The organism is Desulfovibrio sp. SGI.102 (genome assembly GCF_050314315.1).
Lineage (GTDB): Bacteria > Desulfobacterota > Desulfovibrionia > Desulfovibrionales > Desulfovibrionaceae > Desulfovibrio.
On record NZ_JBNPNC010000023.1, the window covers coordinates 1 to 23,286 of the forward strand.

Genomic DNA, 23,286 nt, shown 5'->3' on the forward strand with positions numbered 1-23,286 from the left:
TTTTCGCTGTCAACAAGTTTTTTTCATTTTCGCGAAAGTTTTTTTCGCGGCCCCGTCGGGGCAACTCGTTGGCGCGAGGGAGACTTATGTCTCATTTTCAAACCCGCGTCAAGAACTTTTTTTGCCATCCGGGAAAATTTCTTTTCCCGCCGCCCTTTCGGACGTGGCCGGCTCGTTGGCGCGAACGGCTTTATGCGCCTTTTCGACCCCACCGTCAAGCATTTTTCCGCAAAAAATTGAAAAAATGTTTTCGAACCGTCAAAAAGGCGCTTCCGCGTCGTGCAGCTCTGTTTTTCAACCAGCTGTTTGTGACAGTACGTCTTCCCCCAGAAAAAGTAAAGCGCTTCATGACATTTTTCATACAATATGTTTGCAGTACGGATAAATCAAATAAAAACATTATGATATGACATAAGAGCCAGCCTCCCGCAAACAACAGAAAGGCAGCCGTCACAAGCCGGACAGTACGGAAGGAGCCCCTCCAGGCAGTCCGGGACACGCCGCCGCAGTCATGAAGTCCCCTGGCTGCCACAGGCAAGCCCGCATCCTGCCGGTGTGGACAGCCGCCATGCCTGGATTGGCATATCCCTCTCATGCCCTGCCTGTGCATCCATGCTCTCGAAGCACTCCAGGACCACTGGAATATATGGATTTTTCTGACCATATCACAGTTTTCAGGAACCTCACGAAGCATATAAAAAAGGCGCCCTGCCTTGCAGCAGGGCGCCTTCATCAGTTCCTGGGGTGCAGGATTATTGCGCAGGGCTTTCATCCATATCGATGACACGGCCCTGCAGCCAGACATAGGCATCCACTTCATCGCCTTCCTGGGGATCGTAATCCCGCAGGACCATCTTGCTGGCGTAGATGGGCAGCACCATGTCCGGACGCTGGTCGAAGGGGAAGCGCACGTACAGGACCTTGATGTCCATTTTTTCCAGCTTCACGTCGTCCACGCGCTCCACCTTGGTGCGCACCTGGTATTCGGCAAAGCGGCGGCCGGGCATGATGAGCTGACGGCCGGTCATGGAGATCTTCAGGGGCGGCACGTCCAGGCGGGTCTTGCCGGAGTTCTCGGCCAGCCACTGGGCGGCCCAGGCTTCGTACTGGGGGCCCTGGGTGATGTTCACGTCATCCAGCAGGGCCTTGCGCAGGGCGATGGCCAGACCGGACAGCAGGAAGGTCTGGGTGACGCCGGGGGTCAGGTCATCCTTGTCGCGCAGATACAGGGGATCATAGAACCACATGGGGTTCTTGCCCTCGATCATGCTCACGGCCACGTTGGCACCGCCCCCCTGGCTCCAGGGATGGATGTCTTCCACGGTCAGGTCATTGGGCAGGCCTTCCAGGAAAGGCACGGCGGACAGGGGCTTGAACTTTTCCCCTTCGTCAGCCTGCATGAGCACGGCAGCACGCGACGGCTGGTCCTTGGGCCAGGCCATGAGCACATAATCCTTGCCGCTGCGCTTCCACTGCCAGGCGGGGCGGGTGCCGCCATCGTGCAGCACCGTACCCACCACCTGCGGCATGACGGCCATGGGGTTCTGGCCCAGCAGCACGGCCCAGGCATCGCCCAGGGCCTCGTCATGCTGGCGGTTCTCGCCGCGCAGCATGGCCTTCAGCTCTTCTTCCGAGGGCTGACGGGCAGCGTCGGCGCCTTCCATCTGTTCCGCCTGTTCGGCAGCGGGAGCAGCGTCCTGCACTTTTTCTTCGACCTGTTCGGCCTTGCTCTTCTTGGTCATGGCTCGTGCCTCCGATTAACGACGGTCGCCCCTGCCGCCACGGTCGCCACGGTCGCCGCGTTCACGACGGCCGCCACGATCGCCACGGTCACCACGATTGCCGCGGTCACCGCGATCGCGCTGGGGACGGGCGGTCTCTTCGGGGTTCCAGGGATGGCCCTGTTCTTCCAGCAGCACAGCCTTGCGGCTGGCGCGGATGCGGTCACCGTTGATCTCGATGACCTTGACCACCATGTCTTCGCCCAGACGGGCCACATCGCCGGGCTGTTCCACGCGGTTCACGTCCAGCTGGGAGACATGCACCAGGGCTTCCACGTTGGGCAGCACTTCGACGATGGCACCGATCTCCATGATCTTCTTGACCTTGGCGGTGTAGTTCTTGCCCAGTTCGGGACGCTGGTCATAGTAGGTGACCATCTCGCGGGCCTTTTCCAGGGCGTCGGCCGTGGGGGCGAAGATGGACACGCGGCCGGAATCTTCGATGTCCACGGAGGCGCCGGTGGCGGTGGTGATGGCCTTGATGTTCTTGCCGCCGGGGCCGATGATCAGACGGATGATGTCAGGATTGACGAAGATCTCGGCATGCTGGGGAGCGTAGCGCGACAGTTCCTTGCGCGGCTCGGGCAGGGCCTTGGCCATCTCGGCCAGGATGTGCAGGCGGCCTTCGTGGGCCTGCTGCATGGCCTGGCGCATGATGTCGGTGGTCAGGCCGGTGATCTTGATGTCCATCTGCACGCCGGTGACGCCTTCGGCGGTACCGGCGATCTTGAAGTCCATGTCGCCCAGGGCGTCTTCATCGCCCAGGATGTCGGTGAGCACGATGAACTTGTCGCCTTCCTTGATCAGGCCCATGGCCACACCGGCCACAGGGGCGCTGATGGGGATACCGGCATCCATGAGAGAGAGGCAGCCGCCACACACGGCAGCCATGGAAGAGGAGCCGTTGGATTCCACGGTCTCGGAGACCACGCGCACGGTAAAGGGGAAGTCGGCGTCGGCCGGCATGACGGGACGCAGGGACTTCTCGGCCAGGGCGCCGTGGCCGATCTCGCGACGGGAGACGCGCACGGGCTTCACTTCGCCCACGCTGAAGGGCGGGAAGTTGTAATGCAGCATGAAGCGCTTGGTCACGTCGCCGCTCAGGCTGTCCATGCGCTGTTCATCGGTGGAGGAGCCCAGGGTGGTCACCACCAGGGACTTGGTCTCGCCGCGGCGGAAGATGGCCGAACCGTGGGCGCGGGGCAGCACGCTGGTCTGGATCTGGATGGGGCGCACGGTCTTGGTGTCGCGGCCGTCGATGCGCACGCCTTCGTTGACGATGCGGGCACGCACGATCTTCTTTTCCAGGTCGCCGATGATCTCGCCCACTTCCTTCAGGGCTTCGCTCTCGGCCCAGGCGGGGTCATTGAGCAGGGCTTCCATGACCTTGTCCTTGACGGCCTTGCGGGCGTCCTTGCGAGCCAGCTTTTCGGGCACGCGCAGGGCTTCTTCGATGCCGGCCTCGCGGGCCAGTTCCTGCACGCGGGCCACCAGCACCGGATCGTCCTGATGGGGGGTGAAGGGCATCTTTTCCTTGCCGGCCAGTTCGCGCAGCTTGAGCTGGGCGTCGATGAGCGGCTGGATCTCCTTGCGGCCCCATTCCAGAGCGTCGATGATGACGTCTTCGGGCACGAAGGTGGCTTCGCCTTCCACCATGGTCAGGGCATCGCGGGAAGCGGCGAACACGATGTTCAGGTCGCTGCGCTCCTGCTCTTCAAAGGTGGGGTTGAGCACGAACTGACCGTCGATGCGGCCGATGCGGCCACCGGCCACAGGGCCTTCGAACGGCAGGGGCGAGAGCATGACGGCGGCGGAAGCGCCGGTCAGGGCCAGCACGTCGGACTCGTTCTCCTGGTCGGCGGAGATGACGCTGGCCAGCACCTGCACGTCTTCGTTCAGGCCCTTGGGGAACAGGGGACGGATGGGACGGTCGATGAGGCGGGAGACCAGGGTCTCACGCTCGGAGGGACGGCCGATCTCGCGGCGGAAGAAGCTGCCGGGGATACGGCCGGCGGCGTACATCTTTTCGGAATATTCCACGGTGAGGGGGAAGAAGCCCTTGTCGAACTCCAGAGCCTGGGAGCAGACGGTCACCAGCACCACCGTGCCGCCGCACTGCACCCAGACGGCGCCGTGGGCCTGGTTGGCCAGACGGCCGGTCTCGAAAATGATTTCCTTGCCGCCCACGGTGGCCGTGACGCGGGTAGGATTGAAGATATCCTGGTTCATGTGGACCTCGTATGAAGGGGATTCCGGCAAAAGCGGGCAACAGCGCCCCGCTGTGCGGCCCTGGGCCACAGGTGCTGCCCGGTCTTCCCGGACCCCCCTTCCTGCTAAATGTTGTCGTGAGGCGAGATTGCAAAAAGGGGGGGCTTGGCCCCCCCTCTCAAACCATCGTAATTACTTGCGCAGGCCGAGCTTGGCGATCAGCGCACGGTAACGCTGAATGTCCTTCTTCTTCAGGTAGTTCAGCAGCTTGCGGCGCTGGCCAACCAGCTTCAGCAGACCGGTGCGGGAGTGGAAGTCCTTCTTGTGCACCTTGAAGTGACCGGTCAGGCCTTCGATGCGGGCGGTCAGCAGGGCCACCTGCACTTCCGGGGAGCCGGTGTCGCCTTCGTGTTTGGCGTGAGCGTCGATAACCACTTTCTTCTGTTCAGCGTCCATAGCCACAGCAGTTCTCCTTTACGGATGTAAGTTAATTCCAGAGGCCCCTCAGCACGGTCCAGCAGGGACCCTGGGGCGTTTCGGAACGGCGGGCCAGAGCCAGGGGCATGCCCTGACGCTGCAAAAGCGCCTTGTCGCCCACATCGTCGCGGCAGGGGATGGCCATGCCGTTACGGATGCGGGCCTCGGCGGCTTCGTCCAGCTCCAGCACCGGCCAGTGGGGCAGCGCCTCGGCAAGGGGGCGCAGGTGCTTCACCAGCAGGCCCGGATCGGCCGACAGTTCGTCCAGTCCGCAGGCCACTTCGAGACCGAAGGGGTGACTGTACTCCCGGGTCAGTTCCGTGAGCACGGCTCCGCATCCCAGTCGCATCCCCAAGCTGTGGGCCAGGGAGCGTATATAGGTGCCGGAACTGCATGCGACCCGAAAGCGTACAAACGGCAGCTCGACCTCGAGCACGTCCGCTTGCGAAATTTCCATGCTTTTGACCTTCTTGGGCACTTCCTTGCCCTTGCGCGCCAGCTTGTAGAGGGACTGGCCCTCGTGCTTGGCCGCGGAATAGGCGGGCACTTCCTGCTCGTGCAGGGTCAGCCAGTGGGCCACCTCGGCGCGCACATCGGCTTCGGTCACCTGCTGCCACGGGGATTCCGTCAGCACCTCGCCCTGGATGTCCCAGGTATCGGTGGTGAGGCCCAGGCGCAACTGGCCGCTGTAGACCTTGCCGCCGTCGGCCAGAAGATGCGAGGCGATCTTGGTGCCCTGTCCCAGCAGCACCAGCAGCACGCCGGAAGCCATGGGGTCCAGGGTGCCCGCGTGGCCGATCTTGCGCTGGCCCAGGCGCTTGAGCGCCGAGAGGCAGCGGGCCGACGTGGGGCCGGAAGGCTTGTTGAGCACCAGGACGCCGTCCAGCTGGGGCAGCGGCGCCGGTTTGCGTGCGGCGGTGGAAGTCTGTTCGGTCATACGCAAAAAATAATGATAGCAAGCCTGCGGCATGAAGTCAAAAGCGCAGGCATATGGCGGCAGGCAATAGCCTGTTGCGGGCCAAAGGTCAAGCGATTTGTGGGGCCCCGCCGCGCGGCGGGGGCGGCGAACTGTCCGGGAAATCTATAGACGCTGCCCGCCTTGCCGGACTTTACGGAGATGCCACATACGGCCGCCGGACCAACCGGATGCGCGCAGGATCCTCCCACGCGACCGCTTGCCGGGCCCTGCCCCGGGCCCGACCGAAAGCCTGTACCCGCCATCCGCATTGATGTAGCATCCGGCATCCAAGCCAGTATGGGGGCAGACCATGAACAACTACAGGCAGATAGTCAGCATCGCCCTTCTCATCACGTCCGTCGTGCTCATCCTGACCGGAGGGCTGATCCTGCTCCACCTCGATTCGCTCACCGTCATGCATCTGCACAAATATTTCGGCGTGGCTTTCATGGTAACGGCCCTGCTGCACATGGGCATCAACAGCAAGCCCCTGCGCCATTACCTGGGCATGCGCTCGCTGGTTGTCCCCCTGCTGGTGGCGGCCGTCCTGCTGGTCGCGGCCGTCGCGGCCTACGACATGACCCGGCACCACGGCTACGGGAGATATGCCCGCGACACGACGTTCTTCTGCCGCTAGACCGGACATTCGCAGCAGCCATCCGGCATCCCGATACGCCGGGACAGCCCCGGCACGCTGTCTGCCTAAAAAAACGGCCCGCCGGAAAGCATCCGACGGGCCGTCCTCTCTTTTCGGAAAATCGTCTGCGGCCTAGGCTTCGGCCTCGGCCTTGAGGGCCTCGGTCTGGGCGGCGGTGGCCAGAGCCTCGAACAGGGGCTCGACTTCGCCTTCCATGATGCGGTCCAGAGAGTACAGGGTCAGGTTGATGCGGTGGTCGGTGCAGCGGCCCTGGGGGAAGTTGTAGGTACGGATGCGCTCGGAGCGGTCACCGGAGCCCACCTGGGCCTTGCGGTCGGCGGAAAGTTCGTTGTTCTGGCGCTCGCGCTCGGCGGCCAGGATACGGGAGGCCAGAACCTTCATGGCGCGGGCCTTGTTCTTGTGCTGCGAACGTTCGTCCTGGCAGGTCACCACGGTACCGGTGGGGATGTGGGTGATGCGCACGGCGGACTCGGTCTTGTTGACGTGCTGGCCGCCGGCACCGGAGGCGCGATAGATGTCGATGCGCAGGTCTTCGGGGCGGATCTCCACGTCCACTTCCTCGGCTTCGGGCATCACGGCCACGGTGGCGGCGGAAGTATGGATGCGGCCCTGGGTCTCGGTGGCGGGCACGCGCTGCACGCGGTGGGTACCGGCCTCGAACTTGAGGTGGCTGTACACGCGGTCACCGGAGATGAGGCAGATGATTTCCTTGTAGCCGCCGCTGTCGGAAGGGGATTCGCTCATGATCTCCACCTTCCAGCCCTTGATCTCGGCATAGCGGGTGTACATGCGGAAAAGGTCGGCGGCGAACAGGGCCGCTTCTTCACCGCCGGTACCGGCGCGGATTTCAAGGATGGTGTTCTTTTCGTCCAGCGGGTCCTTGGGCAGCAGCAGCACCTTGATCTTGTGCTCCAGCTCGGGCAGCTCGGCTTCGGCGGCGGCGATCTCTTCCTGCGCCATGGCCTTGATGTCCGGATCGCTGTCGTGCAGGAGCTGCTTGTTCTCTTCCAGTTCCTGCGTGAGGCTGCGATGACGGCGGAACAGCTCCACCACGTCGCGCAGGTCCGCATGCGCCTTGGTCAGCTTGCGGTACTGATCCTGGTCATTGTAGACGTCAGGCTGGGCAAGCGCCTGTTCAAGCTCCATATACTTTTTTTCAAGACCTTCCAGCTTGGCAAACATGCGAACTCCAGAAAATGTATGGCCCCGCCGGGGCGACTAGGCGTCGCGCCGGTAGGGAGCCGTGATGATATTGTCGCCCGCCTGGGCGCCCAGGGCTTCGCGCAGGGCCACCACCGCCACGTCGAGCTGGCGCTCGTCGGGCTCGGCTGTGGTCATGCGCTGCAGGGTCAGGCCGGGGGCCCGCAGCAGCGTGGCCATGAAGCCGTCGGGCATGTGGGCAGCGTAACGGATAAGCTCATAGGCCAGCGCGCTGATGGGCACCATGAGCAGCAGTTTGAACACGATGGTCAATGCCTGCTTGGCCACCGCCCCTTCCGGGCAGTAGATGAACAGCAGCAGGGGCACCAGCACCGCATGCAGGATGATGGAGATGCTGATGACGAACAGCAGGAACGTGGTGCCGCAGCGGGGATGCAGGCGGCTCATGCGGGCCGCCGTGGCGGCGTCCACGTCGCCCCCGGCTTCGAAGGCATGGATGACCTTGTGCTCCGCGCCATGGTACTGGAACACGCGCCGGATATCGGGCACGAAGGAGATGGCCCAGATATAGCCCATGAAGATCAGGCACTTGAACAGGCCGTCCCACAGATGGAAGGTGAGCCCTTCCACCCCGCCGCCCAGCTCCAGCCACTGCATGAGCAGCGACAGCAGGTGCGGCACGACCACGAACAGGCCCACGGCCATGGCCAGGGAAAGCAGCAGGGTCAGCACCAGATGCCAGCCCTTGAGCTCTTCCTCGGTGCCTTCGGCCTGATGTTCCGCGGAACGGTTGAGCGCCTTGATGCCGTTGACCAGGGTCTCGATGAGCACGGGAAAGCCGCGCACGAAAGGCTTTTTCAGCCAGGGATGCCGTGTCAGCGAGAACCAGGGCATGCGCCGGGCCACGATCTCGCCGTCGGGACGGCGCAGGGCCAGCGCGTAGGCGTCACCATTGCGCATCATGACGCCTTCCAGAACGGCCTGCCCGCCCACGGTGGGGCAGCCGGCCGTCAGCATCAGGGAAACAAGACGGGACAGGCGCATAGACTCCCTCAAAAAAACGCCAAGCCTCCGGCGGGAGCGTGAAACCAAAGATTCCAACGCCTCCGCCAGAGGTGGGATAACGTTCGCGTCCAGCAGACGCGGGGCAGCACACCGCTTGCGCGGCAGCGCCTACTTCTTTTCAAATTTGGCGTACTTCTTGCGGAAGCGGTCGATACGGCCGGCCGTATCCAGGAAGCGCTGCTTGCCGGTGAAGAAGGGATGGCAGGCGGAGCACACTTCGACGTGCACTTCTTCGCCCTTCGTGGAGAGCACCTGTTCCTGATTACCGCAAGCGCAGGTAATGGTGGCGTTGAACACCTTGGGATGGATATCTTTCTTCATGATCCTTACCTCGTATGGCAACGGCATATGCCGTCAATAGTCGTCTTCTGCGCGGCTTTTGCGCATCAGGGCCCAAATCAATAGCCCATAAACGCAGCTTTGGCAAGTCCCCTGCCCCGGCGGAAGGGCGTTTTCCCGGAGTTTTTTCCCGCTCCGGGCAAGGCCGGGCCGCCCGTCACGGCAGGGGCCCGAAGATAAGGACGTTTGCTGCGGACAGCGGACAGCAGGCAAAGGCCGTGCCCCGGCAGGCACAGCCGGGAGGGCATCCGGGGCAAGATGGCCGGCCATCCAGACGAAGATACGGGGCAGGGACCTCCACCGCCGATCCCGTCACACGGGGCCACGCCGGTAATCTCCACCGAAAAACGGATACGCCCCGCCCATGTATGCGGGCCCCGGCCTGCCCCCTCCGCCCGGGGCCGGTTGCCAGCGCCGGGCCGACAGGCTACAGTGCGGCCATGTGTGCAAAAATCGCCCGCCAGCGCGCGGATCAACTGGTCTTCATGCAGGGCCTGGCCGAAAGCCGTGAACAGGCCCGCCGTCTCATCATGGCCGGCAAGGTGGCGCTCTCCTCCGAAGGACTGCCCCCCGGCGCCCCGCCCCAAAAGGTGGACAAGCCCGGGCATCCCTATCCCGAAGGCACGGTCTTCGAGCTGCTGGGGCAGGAGCGCTTCGTCAGTCGCGGCGCCTACAAGCTGCTGACCATCCTGGACAATTTCAAGCTCGACGTGAGCGGCATGGTCTGTCTTGATGCCGGTGCCTCCACCGGCGGTTTCACGGACTGTCTGCTCCAGCACGGCGCCACGCGCGTCTATGCCGTGGACGTGGGCAAGAACCAGCTGCACGAGAAGCTGCGTGCCGACGAGCGCGTCATCAATCTGGAAGGCGTCAACCTGCGCGCCGCCGCGCCCGAGCTCATCCCCGAGCCCGTGGACCTGGTGGTGGCCGACGTGTCCTTCATCTCCCTGACGCTCATCCTGCCGCCCTGCATGACCTGGCTCAAGCCCGGCGGTCTGGCCGCCGTGCTCATCAAGCCGCAGTTCGAACTGGGCCCCGGCGAGACCGTCAAGGGCGTCGTGCGCGACGAGGCCGCCCGCCAGCGCGCCGTGGACAAGATCGTCCGCTTCTGCACCGAGAACCTGCACCTGGAGAGCCGGGGCGTGCTGCCCGCCGCCATCAAGGGCCCCAAGGGCAACCAGGAATATATGGCCCTCTTCGCCCGGCCCTGACCGGAGCTGTGAGGGGGTGTTTTTTTGAGGGGAGGGGGAACCCCTCTGCTAGCGCGAGAGGGGTTCCCCCTCCCCTCAAGCTCCCCTCCTCTTCCCCAGCGCGTTTTATTGGGGAATAGGGGAAAGCAGGGGACGCCCTCCGGTATCAGCAAGGCTCCATGACGACCGCTACAAACGATAAAAAGCCCTGCCTTCGTTGAAGGCAGGGCTTTTTATATTTACCGGGCTACCGGCGGCAGGCATCAATCCTGTGAGGCCGTCCCACCGGCATGGCTTTCCTAAAAGCTGTACAGGAAGGCCGGAGTCTCGCGCCCCAGCAGGGCATCGGCATCAAGGCCGAACCAGGTCTTGAGGCTCTTTTCCCACCATTCGTCTTCGCTGGGGGGCGTCAGCAGGGGCTGGTCCACGGGCACCTTGCAGACATCGGCCAGCCAGCGGTGCGCGGCCTGCTGGCCGCCCAGCTCGTCCACAAGGCCCAGCTCCACGGCTTCGCGGCCGGTGAAGATCTTGCCCGTGGCCAGACGCGCGGCGCGGGCGCGATCCATATGACGGCCCTGGGCCACGATGTCCACGAACTGCTCGTGCATGTCCTTGAGCACGCCCTGGAAATAGGCCTTTTCTTCCGCGGTGAGCGGCTCCAGCATGGAACCGGCGTCCTTGTAGGGGGCGGTGGTCAGGGTCTGGCGGCCAAGGCCCAGCTTGTCCAGCAGGCCCCGGATCTGGGGGATGTCCATACGCACGCCGATGGAGCCGGTCACGGTGGAGGCATTGGCGAAGACGCGCTTGCCCGCCATGCTGACCATCAGGCCGCCGGAGGCCGCTGTGCTGCCCATGCTGACGGCGATGGGCTTGTCCTTGCCCAGACGGGCCAGGGCCTCATACAGTTCCTGCGAGGCGGCGGCACCGCCGCCGGGGGAATCCACACGCACCAGCACGCCCTTGACGCCGGGCATGCGGCCCAGTTTGTCGATCCAGCGCAGCTGGGCGTCGATGTCCATGATGGGGCCGGTCACGCGCACCAGGGCGATGCGCTCGCTGCCCAGACCGGTGGCCTGGGAGACCATGAAGGCCGCGATGCCGCCCAGCAGCAGGATCAGCAGGCCCCAGAAGATCACGGGATGACGTTTGCGGAAAGGCACCCGGAAAAGGTGCAGCCAGGCCTTTTGCGGCACATGCGAAAGCGGGCAGGACGTGGAGCAGGAGAAGGAAGGAGCCGCCGGGGCGCCCTTGCCGTTGCGGACGCTTTTGCCGGCCGGGGCCTCGCCGTTCATGCTCAGGGGATGTTCCGTGAAGTCGTCGGCTCCGGGAGCATCCAGACGCAGCTCGGGCGCAGCCTGCCGGGTACGTTCGGGATCATTGATTTGCATGGGAGTGTTCGGGTAAAAAATGCCGGGATGGCCGCCAAAGTGCGGCCCCTGCCCCAGCGGGACAGGCTCCAAGGACACGCCGCCCGCGACGCACCGGAACGTGCCGTGCGGCAGGCGGGGAATGCGTCCCGACCCTAAGCCCATCCAACAGGAAAAACAAGGAGCCATCATGGAGACATTGTCCGTGGCCACGCGCAGCCGCTGCGAAATGCGCGACATCACCGCCCAGGTCCGGGAACTGGTGGCCCGCGGCCGCCAGCAGGGCCGCCGCAACGGTGCCCTGCTGCTTTTCTCGCCGCACACCACCTGCGGCCTGACCATCAACGAAGGGGCGGACCCCGACGTCCGCCGCGACATGGTGCGCTTTTTCAGCGCCATGGTGCCGCAGGACGCTGATTTCGACCATGCCGAAGGCAACAGCGACGCCCACATCAAGACCACCCTGCACGGCCCCAGCCTGATGCTCATCGTGGAGGACGGCCAGCTGCAGCTGGGCCGCTGGCAGTCCATCTATCTGTGCGAAGGCGACGGCCCCCGGCAGCGCACGCTCTGGGCCCGGTGGCTCCCCGGCGCGGAGGATGCACGCCCATGAGCATGCCGCACGACATTTCCCTGATCCTGACCCTCACCGGAGGTCTGGGGGCAGCCCTCGTCCTGGGCTTCGTGACCCAGAAGCTCCGTTTGTCGCCCCTGGTAGGCTACCTGCTGGCGGGCATCCTGGTGGGGCCGCATTCGCCGGGCTTCGTGGCCGATGCGGGGCTGGCCTCGCAACTGGCCGAGATCGGCATCATCCTGCTCATGTTCGGCGTGGGCCTGCATTTCCATCTCAAGGACCTGCTGGCCGTACGCGGCATCGCTCTGGGCGGGGCCGCAGTGCAGATCACGCTCACGACACTGTCCTGCATGTTCCTGCTCCAGTTCTGGGGCTTTTCCCTCTGGGCGGGCGCGGTCTTCGGCATGTCGGTCTCCGTGGCCAGCACGGTGGTGCTCACCCGCGTCCTGGCCGACAACCATGTGCTGCATACCCCTACCGGCCATGTGGCCCTGGGCTGGCTGGTGGTGGAGGATCTGTTCACCATCCTGCTGCTGGTGCTCCTGCCCGTTGTCCTGGGCGCCGGAGAAGGCAATATCTGGTGGATACTGGGCAAGACCCTGCTCAAGCTGGGCGCGCTCACGGTCTTCACCCTCGTGGCCGGGCAGCGCCTGATCCCCGCCCTGCTGGGCTATGTGGCGCGTACGGGCACCCGCGACCTGTTCACGCTGGCGGTCATCGTACTGGCATTGGGCATCGCCGTGGGGTCGGCCCTGTTCTTCGACGCTTCCATGGCCTTCGGGGCCTTCCTGGCGGGCATGGTGGTGGGCCAGTCCGATTTCAGCGCCCGCGCCACCGCCGAGGCCCTGCCCCTGCGTGATGCTTTCGCGGTGCTGTTCTTCGTATCCGTGGGCATGCTCTTCGACCCCGCCGCCCTGCTGGAACAATGGCCCCTTTTCCTGCTGGCCCTGGGCGTCATCGTGCTGCTCAAGCCCCTGCTGGCCTTCCTGGTCTGCCTCGCGGCCCGCAAGCCGCTGCGTCTGGCCGTTTCCGTTGGCCTTTCGCTGGGGCAGATAGGCGAGTTCACCTTCATCCTCATAGCCATGGGGGTCAGCTTCGGCCTGTTCGACAGCAGCATCAGCAACGCCGTCATCCCGGCGGCCCTGCTCTCCATCACGCTCAATCCGCTGCTCTTCCGGCGCGTGGGGGCCCTGGCCCGCCTGCTGGCACGCCTGGGCCTGGGCGCCCGTCTGCCCCGTATGGAGCACGGACAGACCGATGCCGACGGGCTGCCGCGTGTGGTGGTCGTGGGCTTTGGCCCCGTGGGCCGCAGCCTGTGCCGTATCGTCCGGGCGCACGGCATGCTGCCGGTGGTGGTGGAAGCCAATATCGACACGGTCCGTCGCCTGCGCGGGCTGGGGCGTCCGGCCGTCCACGGCGACGCCACCCAGGCCGAAGTGCTGCGCGAAGCCGGTCTGGCACAGGCGCAGGCCCTGCTGCTTTCGGCCCCGGCCATCCCGGCCAGGGAAGTGGTGCCCATCGCCCGTGCCATCAACCCGGATCTGCGCATCTTCGTCAACACGCCCTTTGCCAGCGAGGCCGACAGCCTGCGCAGCATGGGCGTAGAGGGCGCCTTCAGCGGCGAACGCGAGGTGGCCCTGAGCATGTCCCGTTTCCTGCTGGACGATCTGGGTGTGGGGCGTACCGGCCTGGAAGCGGAACTGGAACGTGTACGCGAAGTCTTCGCCGAGAGCCCCTCGACGCAAAAAAGCTGATCGACGCCGGGCCGTCTTGACCGCGGCCCGGCAAAGGATGCCTCATGCGGTCTTTGTCCGATCCTTTTCCCCGCATCATCCTGCATCTGGACATGGATGCCTTCTTTGCCTCCGTGGAGCAGATGGATCACCCGGAGTGGCGCGGCAAGCCTGTCATCATCGGCGGCGAGACGCGCGGGGTGGTCTCCACCGCGTCCTATGAGGCGCGGCGCTTCGGCGTGCATTCGGCCATGCCCATGACTACGGCCCGGCGGCTGTGTCCGCAGGCCATCTTCGTGCGCGGCAACCGCCGGCGTTATGTGGAGATATCCGGCCGCATCATGGCCGCCCTGCAGGACTTTTCCCCGCTGGTGGAACCGGCCAGCATCGACGAGGCCTATCTGGACGCCACCGGGCTGGAACGTCTGTTCGGCCCGGTGGAGCAGCTCATCCCGGCCATCAAGGCCCGGGTACGCGAGGTCACCGGCGGCCTGACCTGTTCCGTGGGCGCGGCGCCGGTCAAATTCCTGGCCAAGATCTGTTCGGACATCAACAAGCCCGACGGCATCTACATCCTGCGGCCGGACGACGTGGACAGCTTTCTGGGCGGGCTGGACGTGCGCCGTCTGCCCGGCGTGGGCAGACGCATGGTGGCCGAGCTGGAGGCCCTGGGCATCCGCCGCGTGGAGCAGCTGCGCCGCTACGGCCCGGAGCTTCTGGAACAGCGTTTCGGCAAATGGGGACGGGAGCTGCACGCCCGGGCCCGGGGCATCGATCCCCGGCCGGTGGTGCCCGAACACGAGGCCAAGAGCGAGAGTGCCGAGACCACCTTTGCCCGCGACACCCGCGACCGGGAATTCCTCAAGACCATGCTCCTCGGTCATGCCGAGCGCGTGGGGGCCTCGCTGCGCCGTCACGGCCTGCGCGGCCGTACCGTGACCCTCAAGGTCAAATTCGCGGATTTCCGTCAGATCACCCGATCCCGCACCCTGCCCGAAGCCACGGACAGCACCGAGACCATCTACGAGACCGGTACCGCCCTGCTGGAAGCCGAAGCCCTGCCCCAGCCGGTGCGGCTCATCGGCCTGGGCGTGTCCGGTTTCGGCAACGCCCCCACCCAGGAGCTGCTGCCCGGCGTGTTCCGCGGCGTACAGGGCCGCGACCCCGAGCAGGAGGCCCGACGCCGCCGTCTGGACGCCGCCCTGGACAACCTGCGGGGCAAATTCGGCAAACAGGCCGTCCAGCGCGGCCGCCTCTTCCGCCCACGCGATGATGGCGAGGATGATTAAGATGATGTTTTGAGGCGAGGGGTTCCCCCTCCCCTTCCCCAGCGCGCTTTACCAGACAGGCCGCCCCTGACGAGACGGCCTGTCATGCGTCGTTCTCTGGGGCATTCCTATAAGACGCAGAGTGCCTGCAGGATCTCACAGCGGCCCAGAATCCAGTAACTGTTGCTCCACGCATATGGACTGTCTGGCCCCTGTGCACTGCGATCCTTGCCGCCTACAGGCTGTCGTCCCGTGTATTGAGCGCGCCGCTTGGGCGGCGTGCGCCGAAGGCGCTGTGCTGCCCCGCCTACGGCGCGCCGTCACAGCACTGGGGACCAAGGCGGGGCACGGGGGTGCAGGGGGCCTGGGGGCGCCGAGCCCCCGGCCCCTTGCCGCCCGCCGCGCAGGCGACCCGCCCCTTTCCCCACAAAAACAAAAAAGGCCGGAAGAAGGAGAATTCTTCCGGCCGGGCCGCCCCCCAAGGCAGCCCCGCACTGCCTGCCCGCCTGTGCGTCGGGCGCAGGTAGTCGGCTGTGGAGAAATATGGTGTGCGCTGTCAGGCCATCTCCGCAAAAAGATGCCCGGCAGGACGCAATGGCTAAAATTCAAAGCGTTCCAGTTCCGGCACGGAAAGATCGGCATGGAACAGGGCCGAATCCCCGGCATCGGGCCGCAGCAGCAGGCGCAGGCACAGGGAGACCATCAGGCAGGCCACCCCGGCCGGGGCCGTGGCGATGACGCCTTCGTGGCGGGCACTGCCCGCTTCCTCGCTGGTCAGCCCGGAAGCGTAGAGTTCCCGCAGATGCAGGCGCCCGGAACGGGCCGCGCGTGCGAAACCCTCGGCCCGCAGCACGGAGCCGTGCACGAACGGCACCCCCGCCGCGGCGGAACGTTCTTCCAATAGCATTTTCAGCGCAAGGTCGTCCAGACAATCCAGGGCCACATCCACATCTTGCAGCATGTCCGGCAAATTTTTTTCATCCGCTTCCGCATGCCGCACATCCAGGGCCAGATAGCCTGCCATGTCGCACAAACCGCGCGCCGTGGCCACGGCCTTGGGCTGGCCCAGCGTGCTTTCCGTGCAGAAATACTGACGATTGAGGTTGCTCTCCTCAAAGATGTCGCTGTCGCACAGGCGCAGGCCCCCCACGCCCAGCCGCGCCAGCAGGGAGGCCACATGCCCGCCCAGACCGCCGCAGCCCAGCACGAAGACACGAGTTTGCAACAGATGAACCATTGCATCAGCGGAAAAAACACCGTAGTTTCTACGGAAGCGTTCCGGCCAGATGCCGTCTTGCAGGAGCGCGACCATCACCTCCCGTTCGGGAAGGACGGCCCCTGCGGCCAGCTGCCGGATGGCAGTGCCGCCGACGAAGGGCGTACCGTCCGCAGCCCGGCGCAGCACATGCGGCCCGGCCCATGAGGCCAGCGAGCCGTCGTGCAGGAACGCGCCGAGGCGCTCCCGTATCCTGGACGCAGTCCAGGGCGGGAACGCCGCGGAACATGCCCCTTCCCCAGGGGATGGCGATGTGATGGGTGTCATGATCAACGGGCGTCTAACCTCCTCCGACAGCAGGAAAAAAGGCCACACGAGCACCGTCGCATATCTTGCTCTGGACCTCTTTTTGACGCCCGTTGATCATGACGATTTTTATCTCTTCCAGCGGCAGTCCCACCATCCTTGCCACATCGGCAGCCGTGGCGTCTTCGGGCGCATCAAGCGTTATCCCCGCTTCTGGGTCATATCCCGGTACATAGTCCCGCAGGGTCGTGCTCAGTTTGACGAGTATGCTCATGCTGCCTCCGATGATGGCGTCCGCCGGTCAAGAAAAAGTGTGACGATCCGGGCCCGCCCCAAAGGCGGGCCCGGTCTCAGTCTATGCTACTTCTTGATCCAGTTGAAGACCGTCTTCAGCTCTTCGTGCGAGATGTCGAAGGTCGTGTTGTGCGGGGCCACGGGCTCGTCCACGAAGAAATCGGGCAGGTGGTCGGCGGATTCGGTGATGCCGGCACGACGGTTGAAGTCGATTTCGGTGGAGAGGATGCGCTGGCCCAGGGTGACCACGTCGTCACCGGTCAGCTGCCAGCCGTACTTGGCGTTGAGCATGTCCACGATGGCGGCCAGGGCATCCGGGATGTCCAGGATGGCGAAGGCGGTGAACAGGCACAGGCCCACGGAGTCCACGGAGGCCGTGGCGATCTGCAGGTTGCGGGACAGTTCGATCTGGCCTTCGGGCTTCAACGGATCGACCTTGCCGCCGCAGCTCAGGATGTTGGCGGTCACGGCGTAACCGGCGGTGTGGTCGGCGCCCATGGGGGTGGTGGCGTAGGTCACGCCCACGCCCTTGACGGCGCGAGGATCGTACGCGGGCAGGCTCTGGCCCTTGACGCAGGGCACGCGGCGCACGCCGAACACGCGGCCGGTGGTGGCGGTACCGCAGCCGATGATGCGGCCCAGGGGGGTACCGTCGCTGATGCCCTGCATGGCGGCCTTCACGGCCTCGGCATCACCGTAGGGGATGCCGCCACCGGCCATGGCAACGCCCACGGCCACGCCCACGTCGATGGTGTCCACACCGATGTCGTCACACATGTAGTCGAAGCGGCTCACGGCGTCGATGTCGCTGATGCCGCTGTGAGGACCGAAGGACCACAGGGTCTCGTATTCAGGCCACTTGCTCTGGAACTTGCCCTGCTTGTCGGGGAACAGGCCGGAGCAGCGGATGATGCAGCCGCTCATGCAGCCGTGGGCCACGGCACCTTCGCCGCCGCGTTCCTTGGTCAGGCGGTTCATGGTCTCGCCGGACACGCCTTCGTGCTTGTCGAACTGGCCCACGGTGAAGTTGGCGGTGGGCAGACCGCCGGCTTCGTGCAGGATGTTCACCAGCACGCCGGTGCCGTATTCGGCCAGGCCCTTGCCGGTGATGGGATGCTCGGTCAGAGCCTTGGCGAAGCGCTTGGAAGCTTCGCGGAAGGCCTTTTCATCCGCCAGAGGATGGTTCTTGCCGCCCTCGGGGTTGATGATGATGGCCTTGAGGCCCTTGGAACCCATGACGGCGCCCACGCCGCCGCGGCCGGCGTGACGCATGGGACGCAGCTCGCGGTCGGTGAAAGCGATACTGGCGGCGGTCAGCTTGAACTCACCGGCGCGGCCGATGGTCACATAGCTGCACTTGTCGCCGTAGGTCTCCACCAGTTTGGCGACGGCGTCGAAGTTGTTGAGGCCGGCCACGGTGGAGGGCACCAGCTTGGCGGAGTCCTTGCTCAGTTCCAGCTGCCACCATTCGCCTTCGGTGGCCATGTCTTCAACGATGATGGCCATGATGCCCAGCTTGGCCAGATGGCCGCCGGGCTGACCGCCGGAGTTGGATTCCTTGATGCCTTCGGTGAGGGGGCTCTTGCAGCCCACGGAAATACGGTTGCCGTTGGGGCTGTTGGTGGCGCCCAGCAGGCCGGGAGCGAACACCAGCTTGTTGTGGGGGCCCAGCGGCGTACAGATGGGGTTGACTTCGCGCGCCACGATGGTGGAGGTCAGGGCACGACCGCCCAGACCGGCGTATTCTTCGGGGATATCTTCAAACACACAGGTCTTGGCGGCCATGTTGACCCGCAGGAAACGGAACATGAAACTCTCCTTTGATTGATGCGAAACAAGGCAGTTCAGCAGTACATCCATCCAGTTTGACCCACCTTAGTCCCGCAAAAAAAAATTGGTCAAGAAAACGGAAAAACAGACACGCTTCCGGCCCTGCCCCTCCCCAAAACGGACACGCTTCCGGCAGGGATGCGGCCCTTGAAGCGCTGATTCTTAAAAAAATTTCATAAAACACGACAAAAAACACGCTTTTGCCCGGCAATATCCAAGTCTGGAGCAAAAGCGTGTTTTTTGTTGACAGTCAGGACGGAAAAACTGCCTTCCCCTCATGCAGACTAACCATCTGGCAGCCCTCGAAAAGACCGTTGGCGACAGAAAAACGAAACACGCCTTTCCTCGAAAAAACAGGGAAAAGCGTGTTTCGTTTCAGCAGCCCTGACCGTTGTCTTTGACCGGGAACAAAGCTGTCATAACCAGCAAAAAAGGCTGTTAAAAAAGCAGCACATAATTTTTTAGTCAACTGCAAAACAGAGCATAATACAGCATGATATTTAAAAAAGACTCTTAGAAAAGATGTATGGGGACAGATCTTAAAATCCATCCCCATACAGGAGCTCTTTTCCACAGAAAAGATTACCGTGGTTGCGCTCCCAACTGCCCTCTGCTAAAGAGCAAATAAAAAGTATCCTCTTATTCTATATACTGTCAAGGATATTCCTATGCAGGTACGTGACGACGTTATCCTCGGACTGGACATAGGCGTGGGCTCTCTGGGCTGGGCCCTGCTGGAAGAAGACCTTCAAACAGGCGAACAGCGCCTGCTGCAACGGCAGACCCCGCAGGGAGAGACAACCTATGCCCTGGGGGTGCGGCTGTTCCATGTTCCCGAAAACGCCAAGACCAAGGAGCTGCTGAACGTAAAGCGGCGCACGGCCCGCATGCAGCGCCGGACGACGGCGCGGCGGGCCCAAAGGATGCGGCGTGTCCGTGCCCTGCTGGACAGCCTGGGAGTGCCCGGCGTCCGGGATGCCGATGCGTTCCATCTGGGCAAAGGGCGGGGCGCGCAATGCGATCCGTGGCAATTGCGCCGCGAGGGGCTGGAGCGACGGCTGGAGGCCCGGGAATGGGCCGTGGTGCTGTTGCATATCGCCAAGCATCGCGGTTTCCGTTCCAACAGCAAGACTGACCGCAGCGGCAGTGACAAGGAGATGGGCCAGGTATTGCAGGCTGTCTCGAATCTGCAGCAGGAAGTGGAGGCCAGCGGCCTGACCGTCGGTGCCCTGCTGGCCTCGCGGGAGCGACGTCGCAACCGGGCCGACCATACCGGCGCACCGCGTTATGACCTGTGCATGCTGCGCAGCTTGCAGGAAAACGAGGTGGATATCCTGTTCACACGCCAGCGGGAGCTTGGCAACCCTCTGGCCGGAGAGGAGGTCCGGTGCCGTTATGCGGAGTTGGCCTTCGCGCAGCGGCCGCTGGCTCCCGTCAGCCATATGGTGGGGCCGTGCGCCTTTCTGGAAGGGGAGCGCCGGGCCCCGCGCTTCGCCCCCACGGCCGAACTGTTCCGTTATGTCCAGGCGCTGTGCAATATGCGCCTGCGACAGGAAACAGGGGAAGAGACGCCCCTGAGCGAGGAACAGCGGCAGGCGGCGTGCGCCGTTTTCGGCAGCGTGCAGTCCGTCACCTACAAAAAATTGCGGCAGGTACTGCGCCTGCCTGCCGGTTGCCGTTTTGCGGGCCTTTCCTACGGTGTGACGGAAAAGGGCAACGTCCAGGATCCCGAAAAAGCGGACGTGGTCATGCGTACCGGCAAGTGTTGCCAGGGCACGGCCTGCCTGAGGGGCATCCTTGGCGATGCATATGAAGCCCTGCATGAACAGCGTCTGGACGAGGCCGACGCCGCCCGGCTGGCCGCCACGGGCGCCCTGTCCGCCCCGGCGGCGGCCCTGCTGGCGCGGGGCATGGCGGGGCTGCGCCTGACTGATGCGGTGGCCCGCATCGTGTCCGAACTCAATGATCTGGACCAGATCCGCGCCGTGCTGGCCCTGTTGCCGCTGGCCGCGCCCCGGATCGCGGCCCTGTCACAGGCCGCCGGGGAAGGGAAGCTGGGCATCTTTCAGGGCACGGCACGTCTGAGCCTGCGGGCCATGGAAGCCATCCTGCCGCATATGCTGGCTTGCGGCGAATATGCCGCCGCCTGCGAGCTGGCCGGGTTCGACCCGCGCGCGGCCCAAAAGACCGACGTGACGGACATCCGCAATCCGGTGGTCCTGCGCGTCTTCCGCGAGGTGCGCCGCCAGTTCTCCGCCATCTGCCGCGAGTTCGGCTTTCTGCCCGGCCGGGTGCATGTGGAGCTGCTGCGCGAGGTAGGCAAGAGCGGTGAGGAACGCAACCGCATCTCGCGGGGCCTGGAACGGCGCACCAAAGAAAAGGAAGCCGCCCGCAAAGCCGTGGCCCAATTACTGGGCAATAGCCCGGAAACGGTCAGCGCCGGGGAAGTGCAGCGCTATGAACTGTGGAGGCAGCAGGACGGGAAGTGCGCCTATTACATGCTGTGGCGCCATGCGGGCGGCGAACGTGCCTACGGCGATGCCATGCCGCAAGGCAGCATCCCCCCGGACTGGCTGGCCGACGGCGTCAATGCCGTGCAGGTGGACCACATCCTGCCGCGCAGCCGTACCTTTGACAACAGTTTCCACAACCTCTGCCTGTGCTGCCACGCGGCCAACCAGGCCAAGGGCGGCAGGACGCCGTGGGAATGGCTGGGGGCCGCACAGCCGCAGGCCTGGCACGACTTTGAGCAATGGGTCCAGAGCCTGCCGCTCAAGGGCCTGAAAAAGCGTAACTACCTGCTGCGCGACCTGAACGCCGAGGTACAGGGGCGCTTCCATGCCCGCAACCTGACGGATTCCGGTTATGTGGCCCGCCTGACCCTGCGCTGGCTGGAGGAGGAGTACGCCCGCCATGACGTGCCCATGCAGGACGCGGACGGCAGGACGCGGCGGCGTTTCTTCGCACGGCCGGGGCAGGTGACGGACTTTTTACGCCGCCACTGGGGCGTGCAGGCCCTGAAAAAGATCGACGGCCAGCGCTCCGGCGACCGGCATCACGCCCTGGACGCCCTGCTGGTGGCCGCGTGCAGCGAAGGGATGCTGCAACGCATGGTGCGGGCTTTCCAGCGGGAGGAGAACGGCCCCGAACGCCTGCACATCCCCTGCCCGTGGCAGGATTTCAGCGCCACGGTGGGGCGGGCCCTGGGCTCGGTCTTCGTCTCGCGCGTGGAACGCGGCCGCACCAAGGGCCCCCTGCACGAGGAGACCCTGCGCGCCATACGCGAGGAACGGCAGCCCGACGGGGAGACGCGGCGCGTGCTGTACGAGCGCAAGGCCGTGGCCAGGCTGACGGCGGCCGACCTGGACAAGATCAAGGACGCCGCCCGCTGCCCGGACGTGGTGGCGGCCCTGCGCCGCTGGCTGGATGCGGGCAAGCCCGGGGATGCCCTGCCCCGCTCGGCACATGGCGACATCATCCGGCATGTGCGCGTCTGCGCCGGAGAGTTCAGCAGCGGCGTGGTGCTGCAACGGGGATCGGGACAGGCCCAGGCCAGCAACGGCGGCATGGTGCGCACGGACATCTACAGCCGTGACGGCAAGTTCTACATGGTGCCCGTCTATGCCAAGGACGTGGCGGACAAGCGCCTGCCCCTGCGGGCCTGTGTCGCACACAAGGACGAAAAGGACTGGCGCGAGATGACGGCGGATTACCGTTTTCTCTTTTCCCTGACGCCGGACTGCTATGTACTGACGGAAAACCGCAAGGGAGAGGTCAAGGAGGGGTATTTTGCGGGTGCCAACAGAAATACGAGCGCCATCAGCCTGAGCCTGGCTCATGACAAGCAAAACGTTATTCAGGGCATCGGCATCACCACGTTAAAGCGTTTTGAAAAATACCGGGTGGACCGTTTCGGCCGCCTGTCGCCGGTCCGCCGCGAGGCCGATCCCCGGGGCCGGCCATGAGCTGGCGGGGCCTGTGCATCAGCAGCCCGGCCCGGCTGGACCTGCGGGCCGGACGCCTGCTGCTGCGCCGGGAAGGGGAAGAGGACGTGGCCCTGCCGCTGGAAGACCTGGGCTTTGTGGTCATCGACACGCCCCAGGCCCGCCTGAGCGCGGCCCTGCTTTCGGCCTGCGCGGAACAGGGCTGCCTGCTGCTGACCGTGGATGCCCAGCACATGCCCTGTGCGGCCGTGCTGCCGCTGGCGCCCTATTACCGGCAACTGTCCACCCTGCAGGCCCAGGTCGCACTGGGAGAAGTACGCAAAAAACGGCTGTGGCAGGCCTGCGTGCGGGCCAAGATCGGCAATCAGGCGGCCTGCCTGCGCCTGCTGGGCCGTGACGGCGCGGAGCGGGTGGCGGCCCTGCGGACAAAAGTGGGCAGCGGCGACCCGGACAATGTGGAAGCCGCGGCCGCCCGCCTGTACTGGAGCCGCCTGTTCCGCCACTTCCGGCGTGACCCGGACGCCGAGGACAGGCGCAACAGCCTGCTGAACTATGCCTATGCTCTGCTGCGGGCCTGTGTGGCACGGGAACTGGCGGCACGGGGCTTTGCCCCGGCGCTGGGCATCCATCACCGGGGCCCGTACAATGCCTTCAATCTGGCCGACGACATGATGGAAGCCTGGCGACCTTTCGCGGACCTGCTGGTGGCGCGCCATCTGGAGGCGGGCCCGGCCGGGGACGACGCGGAACTGGCTCCGGCGGACAAGGCCGCGTTGCTGGGCCTGCTGCACGGGCAGGTGGACTGGGAAGGGGGCCGCTGCCTGCTGCCCCAGGCCGTGGGCCGTCAGGTGGAAGCCGTGCGTGCCTATTATGCCGAAAAAGGGCCTCTACCGCCCTTTCCCCAGCTTGGGGAATAA

Annotated in this window: 20 protein-coding genes; 8 read left to right on the top strand and 12 right to left on the bottom strand. The window is 64.8% G+C overall.

What is annotated here, in order from left to right:
- The coding region (locus ACQRCJ_RS06615) for a hypothetical protein (RefSeq protein WP_427799514.1) at positions 1–240 on the top strand (240 nt) is incomplete at its 5' end.
- A gap of 512 nt (positions 241–752) precedes the next feature.
- On the opposite strand, the gene ACQRCJ_RS06620 is transcribed toward ACQRCJ_RS06615, so the two are convergent.
- The 4 genes from ACQRCJ_RS06620 to truB all read right to left on the bottom strand — a co-directional run bounded on the left by ACQRCJ_RS06620 (position 753) and on the right by truB (position 5,403).
- Complete coding sequence (locus ACQRCJ_RS06620) at positions 753–1,742, bottom strand: hypothetical protein (protein ID WP_427799515.1); 990 nt, start codon at positions 1,740–1,742, stop codon at positions 753–755.
- Between the two features lie 15 nt (positions 1,743–1,757).
- Positions 1,758–4,010, bottom strand: a complete 2,253-nt coding sequence (gene pnp, locus ACQRCJ_RS06625; protein WP_204626447.1) for a polyribonucleotide nucleotidyltransferase — start codon at positions 4,008–4,010, stop codon at positions 1,758–1,760.
- Between the two features lie 171 nt (positions 4,011–4,181).
- Positions 4,182–4,451, bottom strand: coding sequence for a 30S ribosomal protein S15 (rpsO, locus tag ACQRCJ_RS06630; RefSeq protein ID WP_040369636.1), 270 nt, complete (start codon positions 4,449–4,451; stop codon positions 4,182–4,184).
- 25 nt (positions 4,452–4,476) lie between these two features.
- Positions 4,477–5,403: a tRNA pseudouridine(55) synthase TruB gene (gene truB, locus ACQRCJ_RS06635; RefSeq protein WP_006006655.1), complete on the bottom strand. Its 927-nt coding sequence runs from the start codon at positions 5,401–5,403 to the stop codon at positions 4,477–4,479.
- 331 nt (positions 5,404–5,734) lie between these two features.
- Here truB and ACQRCJ_RS06640 point away from each other — a divergent pair, with 331 nt between their 5' ends.
- Positions 5,735–6,061 carry a hypothetical protein gene (locus ACQRCJ_RS06640; RefSeq protein ID WP_321032245.1) on the top strand — a complete coding sequence of 109 codons (327 nt, stop codon included), beginning with the start codon at positions 5,735–5,737 and terminating at the stop codon, positions 6,059–6,061.
- 132 nt (positions 6,062–6,193) lie between these two features.
- Here the strand turns inward: ACQRCJ_RS06640 and prfA are convergent, their stop codons facing one another.
- The 3 genes from prfA to rpmE all read right to left on the bottom strand — a co-directional run bounded on the left by prfA (position 6,194) and on the right by rpmE (position 8,629).
- Positions 6,194–7,264 (bottom strand): peptide chain release factor 1, encoded by a 1,071-nt coding sequence (gene prfA / locus ACQRCJ_RS06645; protein ID WP_168935832.1) that lies wholly within the window; start codon positions 7,262–7,264, stop codon positions 6,194–6,196.
- A gap of 36 nt (positions 7,265–7,300) precedes the next feature.
- Positions 7,301–8,287 carry a DUF1385 domain-containing protein gene (locus tag ACQRCJ_RS06650; protein WP_240937697.1) on the bottom strand — a complete coding sequence of 329 codons (987 nt, stop codon included), beginning with the start codon at positions 8,285–8,287 and terminating at the stop codon, positions 7,301–7,303.
- A gap of 129 nt (positions 8,288–8,416) precedes the next feature.
- Positions 8,417–8,629 (bottom strand): 50S ribosomal protein L31, encoded by a 213-nt coding sequence (gene rpmE / locus ACQRCJ_RS06655; RefSeq protein ID WP_040369638.1) that lies wholly within the window; start codon positions 8,627–8,629, stop codon positions 8,417–8,419.
- 458 nt (positions 8,630–9,087) lie between these two features.
- Between rpmE and ACQRCJ_RS06660 the strand changes: the two genes are divergently transcribed.
- The gene (locus ACQRCJ_RS06660) at positions 9,088–9,858 is read left to right on the top strand and encodes a TlyA family RNA methyltransferase (protein ID WP_168935833.1); all 771 of its coding nucleotides are present in this window, start codon (positions 9,088–9,090) and stop codon (positions 9,856–9,858) included.
- Between the two features lie 278 nt (positions 9,859–10,136).
- Here ACQRCJ_RS06660 and sppA read toward each other — a convergent pair whose 3' ends face one another.
- Positions 10,137–11,225, bottom strand: coding sequence for a signal peptide peptidase SppA (gene sppA, locus ACQRCJ_RS06665; protein ID WP_204675116.1), 1,089 nt, complete (start codon positions 11,223–11,225; stop codon positions 10,137–10,139).
- A gap of 169 nt (positions 11,226–11,394) precedes the next feature.
- Here sppA and ACQRCJ_RS06670 point away from each other — a divergent pair, with 169 nt between their 5' ends.
- The 3 genes from ACQRCJ_RS06670 to ACQRCJ_RS06680 are packed head-to-tail and all read left to right on the top strand — an operon-like array spanning position 11,395 to position 14,800.
- Entirely contained in the window at positions 11,395–11,817 is a 423-nt protein-coding gene (locus ACQRCJ_RS06670; protein WP_204626443.1) for a secondary thiamine-phosphate synthase enzyme YjbQ, read from the top strand.
- On the top strand, positions 11,814–13,532 hold the full coding sequence (locus ACQRCJ_RS06675) for a cation:proton antiporter (RefSeq protein WP_204626442.1): 1,719 nt from the start codon (positions 11,814–11,816) through the stop codon (positions 13,530–13,532). Before ACQRCJ_RS06670 ends, ACQRCJ_RS06675 begins: the two co-directional genes overlap by 4 nt.
- 44 nt (positions 13,533–13,576) lie before the next feature.
- Positions 13,577–14,800: a DNA polymerase IV gene (locus tag ACQRCJ_RS06680; protein WP_297159038.1), complete on the top strand. Its 1,224-nt coding sequence runs from the start codon at positions 13,577–13,579 to the stop codon at positions 14,798–14,800.
- A gap of 577 nt (positions 14,801–15,377) precedes the next feature.
- Here ACQRCJ_RS06680 and ACQRCJ_RS06685 read toward each other — a convergent pair.
- From ACQRCJ_RS06685 to ACQRCJ_RS06700, 4 genes are all read right to left on the bottom strand, one after another.
- Positions 15,378–16,184, bottom strand: coding sequence for a ThiF family adenylyltransferase (locus ACQRCJ_RS06685; protein ID WP_168935836.1), 807 nt, complete (start codon positions 16,182–16,184; stop codon positions 15,378–15,380).
- 151 nt (positions 16,185–16,335) lie between these two features.
- A complete protein-coding gene (locus ACQRCJ_RS06690; protein WP_006006681.1) occupies positions 16,336–16,575 on the bottom strand; it encodes a MoaD/ThiS family protein in 240 nt (79 codons plus the stop codon).
- A gap of 86 nt (positions 16,576–16,661) precedes the next feature.
- Positions 16,662–18,404: an aldehyde ferredoxin oxidoreductase C-terminal domain-containing protein gene (locus ACQRCJ_RS06695; protein ID WP_168935837.1), complete on the bottom strand. Its 1,743-nt coding sequence runs from the start codon at positions 18,402–18,404 to the stop codon at positions 16,662–16,664.
- A 271-nt stretch (positions 18,405–18,675) separates the two neighbouring features.
- Positions 18,676–18,981 (bottom strand): hypothetical protein, encoded by a 306-nt coding sequence (locus ACQRCJ_RS06700; protein ID WP_168935838.1) that lies wholly within the window; start codon positions 18,979–18,981, stop codon positions 18,676–18,678.
- A 112-nt stretch (positions 18,982–19,093) separates the two neighbouring features.
- On the opposite strand from ACQRCJ_RS06700, the gene cas9 reads away from it, so the two are divergent.
- Entirely contained in the window at positions 19,094–22,390 is a 3,297-nt protein-coding gene (gene cas9, locus ACQRCJ_RS06705) for a type II CRISPR RNA-guided endonuclease Cas9 (protein WP_427799516.1), read from the top strand.
- Complete coding sequence (gene cas1, locus ACQRCJ_RS06710) at positions 22,387–23,286, top strand: type II CRISPR-associated endonuclease Cas1 (protein ID WP_427799517.1); 900 nt, start codon at positions 22,387–22,389, stop codon at positions 23,284–23,286. The genes cas9 and cas1 overlap by 4 nt, the downstream gene beginning before the upstream one ends.